This window comes from Bacillus mycoides (genome assembly GCF_018742245.1).
GTDB lineage: Bacteria > Bacillota > Bacilli > Bacillales > Bacillaceae_G > Bacillus_A > Bacillus_A cereus_U.
Map to the genome: position 1 here is coordinate 4271644 of NZ_CP036132.1, position 12527 is coordinate 4284170.

The following is a 12527-nucleotide window of genomic DNA, read 5'->3' on the forward strand; positions in this document are numbered from 1 at the left end:
GCCATTGTTAATATATTGTAAATATCCTTCATCCTATTTTTCAGTAGCTGATTTTGGTAAAACAACTGTAAATGTTGTACCTTCTCCAACCTCACTATCCACTGTAATCGTACCTTGATGTGCTTCAACTAAATGCTTTACAATTGATAAACCAAGACCCGTTCCACCCGTATTTCTACTTCTCGCTTTATCAACTCGATAAAAACGTTCAAATATACGAGGGATTTCTTCTTTACTAATACCAATTCCAGTATCCGACACTTTTATATACGCATTATATTTATCCTCTAATAATTCAACTGAAACAACGCCTCCAGCCGGCGTATATACGATTGCATTATTAATTAAATTAATAAAGATTTGTTTTAAGCGGCTCGGATCTCCAATAACGGAAACTCGTTTCAATACATTCACTTGTAAAGAGATTTCTTTTTCACCCGCTTTATTATCAAGCACCATGTGAATGTCTTCCAGAAGCCCCTTCATATCAACCGTACCCATATTTAATCTAAACCCTTGCTGCTCGATTTTTGACAAATCTAATAAATCTTCAATTAATCCTTGCATACGCTCACTTTCTTTTAAAATGATATGCAAGAAATGTTCGCAGAATTTTTTATTATCCATAGCTCCGTCCAAGAGTGTTTCTGAAAAACCTTTAATAGAAGTAATCGGTGTCTTCAATTCATGAGAAACATTCGCTAAAAAATCTTTTCTCATTTGTTCTAATTTCTTTAACTCTGTAATGTCATGGAATACGAGAACAATCCCTTTCCACTCATGGTTTGTCCCAATAATTGGCGCTCCGTATACTTCGAAATGCTTGCGCTCAATACCTAGCGGCAATAACATTTGTTTACGCACTTTCACTTCTGTCATAAAAATTTCTTCCACAAGCTCAATAATTTCCGTATGGTGAAATGATTCATAATATAAACGGTCTAAATATTCTTCATCTGTTACGTGGAAAGTCTCCTTATAAGAACGGTTTACAAGGTTTATATAACCACGGCTATCAATTAAAATCATTCCGCTTCCCATATTTTCAATTAATGTGTGCAAACGATCTTGTTGCATTTCTTGTTCGAGTGTCATCTCTTGTAAATTACGAGCTAAAATATTAATTGCTTTACTCAGCATTCCTGTTTCATCCGAATGACTTTCATATGCACGCGCTTTATAATTACCCTTCGCTAATTCAATCGCAACTTTCGTAACTGATTCAATCGGCCTAATATATTGTCCTGTAATTTTGACACCTAGGAATACAACTACGAGACAAGCAATGACAAATCCGATAATTAATAATCCCCACGTTTTTTGGTGAACGTCCCTCAAAGTATCAATTGTACTTTTCACCAAAATGTATCCTTGTTTCCCTTCTACATCCTGGACGAACACAGCATGATAAAATTCATTCTTTTGATCTGTTTCTTTCGTAATGACTTTATTTTTTTGTTTTCCTGCTTCAGAAGAAAGTTCTTTAATCATCTCTTGACTAAATGCAGATTGTTTCCCTCCGCTATATTGAACTTTCTTTTTTTCATCCACAAATATAATAGAAGCTGGTATTTGTTCTTCTAACTTTTCAAATACATACGGCTTTTTTAAAACAGAATCAAACCCTTGCTCCTCTGCTAATACAGCAACATACCTTGTCTCTTTTACCATTCTTTCTTTAGCATGATCTATATAGTAATTTTCAAATACGGTTTCTAATAATACACCTAGTCCAACTAAAATAAAAACGATAAGAGAAACAAATGTAAAAAGAAGCCTGGAACGAAATTTATTCATCCCCTTTTGGCTCCTCTAATTTATAACCTAAACCACGTATCGTTTTAATGTACGTCGGTTTTTTCGTATTTTGTTCAATTTTATCGCGCAAATGGCTAATATGGACATCAACAATTCTTGTATCACCGGCAAAATCATAATTCCATACAGCACTCAATAATTGGTCACGAGTTAATACACGACTTTTATTTTTTGCAAGATAAACAAGTAACTCAAATTCTTTCGGTGTTAGTTCCAGTTTCCTACCTTGGAAGTACGCTTCATAAAACTCCGGTAAAATTTTAAGCTCTGCAATTATGATACTATCTTCATCTGGCGTTTCCGAAACTTTTTCTTCTTGCTGTAATTTCGTGCGGCGCAAAATCGCTTTCACACGAGCAACAACTTCCCTTGGGCTAAACGGCTTCGTCATATAATCATCAGCCCCAAGCTCAAGACCTAGCACCTTATCAAATTCATCATCTTTTGCTGTTAGCATTAAAATCGGCGTCATAACACGCTGCAATCGTAATTCTTTACAAACTTCCATACCATCCATTTTTGGAAGCATTAAATCTAATATAATTAAATCTGGGCGTTCTGTTGTCGCTTTTTGAAGCGCCATTTCTCCATCCATCGCTGTTATAACTTCAAACCCAGCTTGTTGTAAATTAAATTCAATTAAAGTTAAGATAAATTCCTCATCATCAACTACTAAAATACGATTGTTCATTCTTTTCCTCCAAGTTATAGACTTGAAACCTTCTTCATCCTAGTATTTTCCCCGTTATTCTCATCATACTAGAAAACAAGGTCTCCCTCAATATAATTGTCTATTCATGGAGCTCGTTTGTACTAGAGTTTCGGAAAATAAAAGCAATCGTAACTTCATTCCCTCTATCCGGTCGCTATCCAAACTTTATAGATGAATCTATCTTTTTTAAACTCTTTTTCCGTATGAACTATAAACTCTCGATTTTGCGCTAGGAAAAACGAAAGAGCATACGCTATTTTATAATCTGGTGTTTCATATCCATCAAATACTTTCCCGTACATTTCATTCGCGATTGAATCGGCCCACACTTCAGCTTCTCTTATCGTTTCAAAAATAATGTCTTCCCTTTCCCATTTCAAAGTTATATCACCCTTTCCAAACAAAAAGTAGCGCTAACATACCCTTAATAAGAATATGACTAGCGCTACTTTTATATCATTCTAACTTTCATTTTTTAAAAATTATCTAATGCTTTTTCCATAATGGAAACAGATTTAAAAGGTGGTGTTACTGTTAATGAACCTTTTACAACAGTTTCTCCTTTTTCATCATGAGCAAATACAAGCATATCAATTGTATGTTCCTCCTCTGAAACAGCCACAACTTCAAAGTGGATTTGTAACGTTTCATAATGGTGAACATGTTTCACGAACGTAAGGTCCTTCCTAGTAATATGACTACCTGGACCTGGTAAATATTTCGTAACCGCCGTTGTAATCAGCCCCGTTAGCATAATGCTTGGGACAATCGGCTTTTCATACGGAGTTTGGGATGCGTAATCATGCTGAATATATAATGGATTGGCATCATTCGTTAACCCTAAATACAATAACAAATCTTTATCCTCAATTTTTTCAGTGATAGATAATTTCTCTCCTACTGTAATTTCATCCATTCTACGACCAATTTGAACTTTTTTCTTTAACATGTTACAACCCCCTCCGATTTTTTCACCTTATTATCCTACTAAAAGCGATACCTTATCCGAAAATTACTATGACGAGGGCAATGTATAGTATAAGTTTATAGTTTCATTATAGGATACACCAAATGATAGCGTTTTCATATTATTTCAAAAAAACAATTTAGTAAATAGTAGAAAAAGATTCGGGGCCCCGAATCTTTTTCCGCTTATATTTAATTATTAAACAAGAACTTTCATAACGTTACGTACAGATTCTACAGAGCGATCTAACGCTTCTTTTTCATCGGCAAGAAGTTCTAATTCAATAATTTTTTCAATTCCGTTACCACCTAGAATTACTGGTACCCCTAAGTAAATGTCACTATAACCATACTCACCTTCAAGGTATGCAATAGCAGGTAATACACGGCGTTGATCTTTCAAGATTGCTTCTGTCATTTCAACTAAAGAAGCTGCTGGCGCGTAATATGCACTACCGTTTCCTAATAAGCCTACAATCTCACCGCCACCTTTACGTGTACGTTCTACGATTGCCTCTAAACGCTCTTTCGGAATTAATGTTTCTAACGGAATACCACCTGCATAGGAATAGCGTACAAGAGGTACCATATCGTCACCATGTCCACCAAGAACAAATCCTGTAATGTCTTTCACAGAAAGATTTAATTCTTGTGAAATGAATGTACGGAAACGAGCTGTATCCAATACGCCCGATTGACCGATAACACGCTCTTTCGGGAATCCTGCTTCTTTAAATACAGAATATGTCATTGCATCAACTGGATTTGTTAATACAACAATAATCGCATTTGGTGAATGTTTTGCAATGTCGCGCGTAATACTTTTCATAATTTTAGAGTTTGTTGCTACTAAGTCATCACGGCTCATACCAGGCTTACGCGCAATACCTGCTGTAATAACGACAACGTCAGAATCAGCAGTATCTGCGTAATCAGATGTACCAATAATGTTAGCATCAAAACCTTGTACTGGGCTCGCTTCTAACATATCTAACGCTTTCCCTTTTGTTGGATTTTCCAGCTGTGGAATGTCCACTAATACAACATCTGCAAGTTCTTTTTGTGCTAATAAGAATGCTGTTGTTGCTCCTGTAAATCCTGCACCGATGACTGAAACTTTCTTGCGTTTGATTGTCATAATTTACCCCCCGCTTTAATTATGCGTTTTTGATTATCGCTACATCCATGTTTTTAATAAGTTCATTAGCGAACTCAGAACATTTCACTTCTGTTGCACCTTCCATTAAGCGTGCGAAATCATAAGTTACTACTTTTGATTCAATTGTTTTCTCAACTGAATCAGTTACTAAATTCGCAGCTTCATTCCATCCTAAGTGCTCTAATAATAATACACCAGAAAGAAGAACAGAAGATGGATTTACTTTATCTAAACCTGCATATTTTGGAGCTGTACCATGTGTAGCTTCAAAGATAGCATGTCCAGTCACATAGTTAATGTTTGCACCAGGTGCAATACCAATTCCACCTACTTGTGCAGCAAGTGCATCCGAGATGTAGTCTCCGTTTAAGTTCATTGTTGCAACAACATCGAACTCACGTGGACGAGTTAAAATTTGTTGTAAGAAGATGTCTGCAATAGAATCTTTTACGATGATTTTCCCAGCAGATTCTGCTTCTGCCATCGCCTTATTCGCTGCATCTTTACCATCTTTTTCAACGATACGATCATATTCAGCCCAAGTAAATACTTTGTCGCCAAATTCTTGTTCAGCTACTTCGTAACCCCAGTTTTTGAAAGCACCTTCTGTAAATTTCATAATGTTTCCTTTATGAACTAATGTAACAGAAGAACGTTTTTCGTTAATTGCATATTGAATCGCAGCACGAACAAGACGCTTTGTCCCTTCCTCTGAAATTGGTTTAATACCAATCCCTGATGTTTCTGGGAAACGAATTTTATTAACGCCCATTGCTTCTTTTAAGAATGCAAGAACTTTTTCCGCTTCTGGAGAACCTTGTGCATATTCAATACCAGCGTAAATATCTTCTGTATTTTCACGGAAAATAACCATATCAGTATCTTCCGGACGTTTTACAGGTGAAGGAACACCTTCAAAGTAACGAACTGGACGTAGACATACATATAAATCTAATTCTTGACGAAGCGCAACGTTTAGAGAACGAATACCACCGCCAACTGGAGTTGTAAGTGGACCTTTAATTGCGATTAAATATTCACGAATTAAATTTAAAGTCTCTTCTGGTAACCACTCGCCTGTTTGGTTGAATGCTTTTTCCCCTGCAAGCACTTCTTTCCAAACAATTTTCTTCTCACCATCATATGCTTTCTCAACTGCTGCTTCTAGTACGCGAGATGCTGCAGCCCAAATATCAGGACCAATTCCATCTCCTTCGATAAATGGAATAATCGGATTGTTTGGTACATTCATAACACCATTAGTTACAGTAATTTTTTCACCTGTCGTCAATGTGATAACCCCCATGTTTGAAATTTCATATGTATGAAACTGAGGGAATAACCCCTCAGTTCAAACCGTTAGTCAAATTAAAATATTCTAATCATTATATCTTTCCGAAAAAATCAGACTTTTGAAAGCGTATTTTCACTATCAAAATAGTGTTTTTCACTTATCGTTGCGCAATTGGAACATACACTTGATGCGTAGGTCCATCATAATCAGCACGCGGACGGATTAAACGGTTATTTTCATATTGCTCTAGAATATGAGCTAACCAGCCTGACATACGGCTAATCGCAAAGATAGGTGTAAATAGGTCATGGTCAACTCCTAAACAATGGTATACAGAAGCTGAATAGAAATCAACATTTGGTGGAAGACCTTTTTCTTTTGTTACAATGTCTTCAATTTTGATAGACATATTATACCATTTGTCTTCTCCTAAAAGCACGCATAATCTCTTAGACATTTCGCGTAAGTGTTTCGCGCGTGGATCACCATGCTCATATACGCGATGGCCAAAGCCCATAATTTTTACTTTATTTTGAAGAGCATTATGAATATATGATTCTACATTTTCTTCTTCGCCAATTTCAGTTAACATCTTCATTACATTTTCATTTGCCCCGCCGTGAAGAGGACCTTTTAATGCACCGATTGCTGCTGTAATACCAGAATACACATCTGAAAGTGTAGCTACGCAAACACGTGCAGTAAATGTAGAAGCGTTTAACTCATGATCTGCATGAAGTACAAGTGCCTTATCAAAAGCCTCAATTTCAACTTCATTTGGCTCACGATCATTTAACATGTACAAGAAGTTTGCAGCTAATGATAGATCTTTTCTTGGCTCAACAACATCTAAACCTTTGCGAATTCTTGCATAAGCCGCAATTAAAGTTCCGACTTGAGCCTGTAATTTAACCGCTTTCAAATAATTAGACTTTCCATCCATTATTTCAGCGCTCTCATCATATAATGATAGCATGGAAATCGCAGTTCGTAAAACCGACATCGGGTGCGCGATTTTTAAATCTACTTGTTTCAAATATGTTAAAATTTCACCTGGTACTTTATAGTATTCTGATACAGTCTCTTTAAATTCCGCTAGTTCTTTTTCGTTAGGAAGCTTGCGGTGCCATAATAAGTACACTACTTCTTCGAACGTAGCATTCTCAGCTAAATCATCAATATTATACCCAACATAAGTTAATGTATCATCAATAATAGAGCTCACAGATGATGTTGTTGCTACTACCCCTTCTAAACCTCGAATAACAGTCATGACATTCTCTCCTTTTCCTGAAAATTCTCCCAACCTTGCTCCTTATATCTATTTGCTCCCCTTATAAATTATGAACGCTCGTTCACTCTTTAGGCAAGCAAAATGCACGTTCATGCAAATTTGTTGCGATGTTCCCCTCTAATTGTCCATTACTTACAGGGAAAGCATGAGCGTGAATGTCTCTCCGAATCCTCACGCTCAGAACAACAAGTTAGTGAGGAAAATAAATTCCGAAGAGTTTTATGATAAAAACAACATAAAACAATATCATTATAAAATTGTTTTATGTTGTTTTTATTTTATCTGGTGTAAAGTCTCTGCTGTTATGTAACTTTTCAAAGTTTCTAATTCTATTATAAACAATTATCTGACTTTTGTGAACAGGAAGAATTCAAAATTTTTATATTACTATAAAATTCCTTATTTAAACATCTGTATAATACTCATAACTGCATAGGCAATTCCAGCCCCAATTAATGGACCTACAGCAACTCCATTAAATAAAGCTACAGCTATAATTGTCCCAAAAACAAGTGCGGTTGTAATATGAGGATCAGTCGTTAATAATTGCACCCCACCTTTCGCCAATAAAGCAACCGCTACTCCTGAAGCTAAAGCAATCCATGCATAGTATGATTTCGCCGCTTCTCCAAGCTGTTTAAACCCTATTTCCCCCGTCGCAATTGGGACAAGCACCGCAATTGTAATAACCGTCACACCTAGGTTAATTCCTTTCGTTTGTAAATAAGGAAAGACTTTATCGCCTAAAAACGTAAACTTCAATAAAAATAACACTCCAACAGCTACAGTAAGCGATTGGTTTTTAGCAATAAGTCCTATAATAAGTAGTATGAATAAAAATAACGTTGACTGACTAATCATGATTGCACTTCCTTTCTGAAAATAATGAACTTGTTTCCAAACAAAAATACCCTTAAACCTATCGTTATACATGATATATCGATGTATATTTGAAAATTACAATAAAGAAACAAATTGATTTTAATGTGCATTTCAAAATTACAAACAAGACTTTAACCAGAAAAAATAAAGCATGCATATACATTTAAAAGCGGATGTCTCTCCTTTCTTTTATAATAAGAAACAGGTAAAATAAAAAAGAGAGAAAATGAAGTTTTTACCATATAGTAGAAGCGTCACCAACAAGCTTTTGTAGTCATTAATCCGCTGCAAAAGCAGGCTAAATCCATCATTCCACTATAACATAAAGTGAAACTTTGATCAGTGAATCTCACTAGTTATAAGTTGAACGAATTAGGATAATCCAAATTGGAATGGGAGGTATACATCTTTGAACCGAAACTTACTATATATGATATTACGACTCATATTCGTCATTGTAGCAACGGTAGTTGGGTTCTATGCATTGCTGCACATGTCAGGCCTTATCTACCCTTTTATTATCGCTTTTGCATTCGCTTATTTGATTAATCCTGTCGTCAATTTCCTTAATCAAAAACTACAATTCCCTCGCGCATTAGCCGTACTCGTTAGCTTAATTCTCGTATTCGGAGCTATCGTCGGACTTGTTACATACCTTGTAACTGAAGCAATATCTGCCACAACATACTTACTACAAATTGTCACAGTGAAGTTTCCAGATATCGTTGCATTCGCCCAAGAATTTGCACTTAATCATATTATGCCTCTCTATGATGATTTAATTTCTAAATTTAATCATCTTGGAGAACCACAGCGATACACTATTACACAAAACATTCAAAACTTAGGCACCGAAGCAACGACACAAATGAAAGAACTTTTAACCGCCATTATAAGCGGATTAACAAATTTCATTAGTGCATTACCAACAACTTTAACTGTCCTTGTATTCGTCTTATTAGCCACCTTCTTCATTAGTTACGATTGGCACCGTCTTGCTCATAAAGTAAGAAAACTTCTACCTAATCGTGTACACGGATACGGAAAAACTATTTTTGTCGATTTAAGAAAAGCTTTGTTTGGTTTTGTTAAAGCGCAACTTACACTCGTATCTATGACAACTATCATTGTACTAATCGGCCTTTTAATATTACGCGTGCCATACGCAATTACTATCGCGATTATTACAGGGGTTGTAGATTTACTCCCGTATTTAGGAACTGGAGCCGTCTTCGTTCCTTGGGTTATATACGTATTTTTCACAGGCGATACTGCATTCGCCATCGGTCTTCTCATCCTATACATCGTCGTGATTGTCCAAAGACAAATCATGGAGCCAAAAGTACTTTCATCTAATATTGGACTCGATCCATTAGCGACACTCATCGCTCTATTTGTCGGCTTTAAGCTCTTTGGTTTTTTAGGATTAATCATCGGTCCAGTCATATTAGTACTACTTAATACATTACACAAAGCTCATGTATTCCACGACTTATGGAAATTCATTAAAGGCTCACCATCAAAATAATATTTTCTAACTCATACACAACAAAAAATCAACTGAAATCAGTGGGGAATTCCCACTGATTATTCACTGTACTTTTTTGTACTACTACATTTAAAAGAGAATTTCCCATAAAAGGATAATCCTCTTATTTTTTTGCATAAAAACGCATATTTTAGGCCATAAATACATTTTTATTCTATTTACTCTATAATTATTACTTACATTTATTACTTTTTATGTAAATGAATAAATATACAAAATGAGGCAGGTGAACCCTGTAAGCAGTAGTTTTTCTCCTGTCTAGCTTCTACTTACTAGTCGAATCTTACTACAAACAAGAACACCACCATAATATAACACTTTAAATTCACAAGAACCCTCTGTATCCTATCGTTTAATAACTAACAATAATCCCCGACACAGGAAGCTAACAATTGACCATAAATAGCAAACAAAAAAATAACGCGTAGATCGCTATAATCTACGCGTTATTTCTGAACAATAATAGTAGTTCTCTTTCTAAATTTCCAATCAATCCACTTCATAACAAGCGGCTTCAATAAAGCCCTCGTTACAGGAACAACAAAGATAAAACCTATTATATCCGTCACATATCCAGGCAGTACTAAAAGAATACCTCCTACGAATATAAAAATACCATCTAGAACTGTATCACCCGGCATTTCTCCTCTATTTAACCTAAATTGAATCTCCCTAAGTACTTTAAACCCTTGTCGTTTCGCCAAATATACACCCACAATACCCGTAAATACAATCATAGCGAACGTAGACCATAAACCTATTACATGACTCGATCCTATCAATACCATAATCTCAATCGCCGGTATTACAATAAGTAAGAATAGCAACCACTTCACAGCTCCACACTCCTTCATATTTCATTCAAAAGGTTTGAAAGCATCACCCTTACAAAACCCCTTATAAGCCCCTTAAAACACTCATATAAGCTTTATAAAGGACGAACAACCCTTTTCCACTAAACGTTATAACAAACGTTTTTCAAAGCGATTTCAGGTATTTAAAGCTATCTCTATCCTTTTTTGTGTAAAAAAAAGAGAAGGACTCCGATCCTTCTCTCCGTATTACTTCTTATAGCACTTCCGCATGTCCATTATAAACAATTCCGCGCGCTGCATCAACTGTTACTTCTTGGCCACTTTTTAAAGTTGTTGTTACGCCGTTTACACCAACGATAACAGGAATACCGATTGATACACCTACAACAGCTGCATGGCTTGTTAGACCGCCTTCTTCTACAACTAGAGCAGCAGCTTTTTCAATTGCAGGAATCATATCTTTATCAGTGCTTGTTGTAACAAGGATATCGCCTTTGTTTACGTTCGCTACAGCTTCAGCAGCTGTTTTCGCTACAACTACTTTACCTTTTGCAGCTTTACGACCGATTCCTTGCCCTTTAGCAACTTTTTCACCAACAACGTGGATTTTCATTAAGTTTGTTGTACCAGTTTCAGCAACTGGAACACCAGCAGTGATTACTACAGTATCTCCAAGTCCGATTAGACCCGCATCCATACCTGTTTGAATTGCTGTGTCTAACATTTCGTCAGTAGAAGCTGCACGTTTTCCAGCCATAAATGCTTGAACACCCCAAACAAGTGCAAGACGACGTCCTACTTGCTCGTCAGATGTTACAGCTACGATTGGAGATTTCGGACGGTATTTAGAGATCATTTTCGCAGTATGTCCACTTTCTGTTGGAGCTACGATTGCAGCTACATCAAGAGCAAGTGCTGTGTGCGCAACAGATTGGCTAATTGCATCTGTAATTGTTGGCGTGAACTCTTTAATACGTTTTTTGAACATATCTTCATATTGTAATGATTTTTCAACACGTACCGCAATGTTAGCCATCATTGTTACAGCTTCTACAGGGTATTGACCCGCAGCAGTTTCACCTGAAAGCATGATTGCATCTGTTCCATCAAAGATTGCGTTTGCTACGTCACTTGCTTCCGCACGAGTTGGACGTGGGTTACGTTGCATAGAATCTAACATTTGTGTTGCAGTAATAACTGGTTTGCCTAATACGTTACATTTTTTGATTAGACGTTTTTGTACTAATGGTACTTCTTCTGGTGGAATTTCTACACCCATATCACCACGAGCAACCATTAAACCGTCAGAAACTTCTAAGATTGAATCGATGTTGTCGATACCTTCTTGGTTTTCAATTTTCGGTACGATTTGGATGTATTGAGCGTTATGCCCTTCTAATAATTCACGAATTTCTAATACGTCAGATGCTTTACGTACGAAAGATGCTGCGATGAAATCAACTTTTTGCTCGATACCGAAAACGATATCTTGTACGTCTTTTTCAGTGATACCAGGAAGCTTAATGCTTACGTTTGGTACGTTAACACCTTTTTTATTTTTTACAGTTCCGCTGTTTAATACTTTTGTACGGATGTTTCCATCAGCTTTCTCGATTACTTCTAGTTCGATAAGACCGTCATCGATTAGAATACGAGAACCTGGATCAACATCATCATAAAGACCAGCATAAGATACAGAGAACTTCTCTGCAGTTCCTAATACTTGTTCAGTAGAAAGAATTACTTCTGCACCTGTTACAAGCTCAGCTTGTCCGTCTACGAAGTCATGTGTACGGATTTCTGGACCTTTTGTATCAAGTAAGATACCAACTGTTTTACCAGTTTTCTTTGAAGCTTCACGAATATTTTTAATACGAGCTCCATGCTCTTCATGGCTACCATGAGAGAAGTTTAAACGAGCAACGTTCATACCCGCTTCCATTAATTGCTCTAATTTCTCAATACTTTCACTAGCAGGACCTATAGTACATACAATTTTAGTTTTACGCATATTGCACCTCCGAAAATTATGAAACCG

The 12527-nt window shown here is 36.3% G+C and carries 11 protein-coding genes; 1 reads left to right on the top strand and 10 read right to left on the bottom strand.

Translation table 11 applies throughout. The features are described 5' to 3' along the window. Positions 1 to 33: 33 nt before the first annotated feature. The 8 genes from phoR to EXW56_RS21925 all read right to left on the bottom strand — a co-directional run bounded on the left by phoR (position 34) and on the right by EXW56_RS21925 (position 8104). The gene (gene phoR, locus EXW56_RS21890; RefSeq protein WP_002112194.1) at positions 34 to 1797 is read right to left on the bottom strand and encodes a sensory box histidine kinase PhoR; all 1764 of its coding nucleotides are present in this window, start codon (positions 1795 to 1797) and stop codon (positions 34 to 36) included. Continuing rightward, complete coding sequence (gene phoP / locus EXW56_RS21895; protein ID WP_002112195.1) at positions 1790 to 2509, bottom strand: two-component system response regulator PhoP; 720 nt, start codon at positions 2507 to 2509, stop codon at positions 1790 to 1792. Before phoP ends, phoR begins: the two co-directional genes overlap by 8 nt. Positions 2510 to 2673: 164 nt before the next feature. Next, a complete protein-coding gene (locus EXW56_RS21900; protein WP_002034283.1) occupies positions 2674 to 2910 on the bottom strand; it encodes a hypothetical protein in 237 nt (78 codons plus the stop codon). Positions 2911 to 3005: 95 nt separating this feature from the next. Further along, positions 3006 to 3479, bottom strand: a complete 474-nt coding sequence (locus EXW56_RS21905; protein ID WP_002015489.1) for a MaoC/PaaZ C-terminal domain-containing protein — start codon at positions 3477 to 3479, stop codon at positions 3006 to 3008. A gap of 216 nt (positions 3480 to 3695) precedes the next feature. Then, positions 3696 to 4634 (bottom strand): malate dehydrogenase, encoded by a 939-nt coding sequence (gene mdh / locus EXW56_RS21910; RefSeq protein ID WP_002160261.1) that lies wholly within the window; start codon positions 4632 to 4634, stop codon positions 3696 to 3698. Positions 4635 to 4653: 19 nt separating this feature from the next. Next, positions 4654 to 5946 carry an NADP-dependent isocitrate dehydrogenase gene (icd, locus tag EXW56_RS21915; RefSeq protein ID WP_002112198.1) on the bottom strand — a complete coding sequence of 431 codons (1293 nt, stop codon included), beginning with the start codon at positions 5944 to 5946 and terminating at the stop codon, positions 4654 to 4656. Positions 5947 to 6106: 160 nt separating this feature from the next. Then, positions 6107 to 7255 (bottom strand): citrate synthase, encoded by a 1149-nt coding sequence (gene citZ, locus EXW56_RS21920; RefSeq protein WP_002199195.1) that lies wholly within the window; start codon positions 7253 to 7255, stop codon positions 6107 to 6109. 387 nt (positions 7256 to 7642) lie between these two features. Next, positions 7643 to 8104 (bottom strand): DUF441 domain-containing protein, encoded by a 462-nt coding sequence (locus EXW56_RS21925; protein ID WP_002112200.1) that lies wholly within the window; start codon positions 8102 to 8104, stop codon positions 7643 to 7645. Between the two features lie 430 nt (positions 8105 to 8534). On the opposite strand from EXW56_RS21925, the gene ytvI reads away from it, so the two are divergent. Next, positions 8535 to 9653 carry a sporulation integral membrane protein YtvI gene (gene ytvI / locus EXW56_RS21930; RefSeq protein ID WP_002112201.1) on the top strand — a complete coding sequence of 373 codons (1119 nt, stop codon included), beginning with the start codon at positions 8535 to 8537 and terminating at the stop codon, positions 9651 to 9653. 467 nt (positions 9654 to 10120) lie between these two features. On the opposite strand, the gene EXW56_RS21935 is transcribed toward ytvI, so the two are convergent. Further along, positions 10121 to 10510, bottom strand: coding sequence for an FxsA family protein (locus EXW56_RS21935; protein ID WP_002199193.1), 390 nt, complete (start codon positions 10508 to 10510; stop codon positions 10121 to 10123). Between the two features lie 232 nt (positions 10511 to 10742). Next, positions 10743 to 12500, bottom strand: a complete 1758-nt coding sequence (pyk, locus tag EXW56_RS21940) for a pyruvate kinase (RefSeq protein ID WP_002199192.1) — start codon at positions 12498 to 12500, stop codon at positions 10743 to 10745. Positions 12501 to 12527 lie beyond the last annotated feature (27 nt).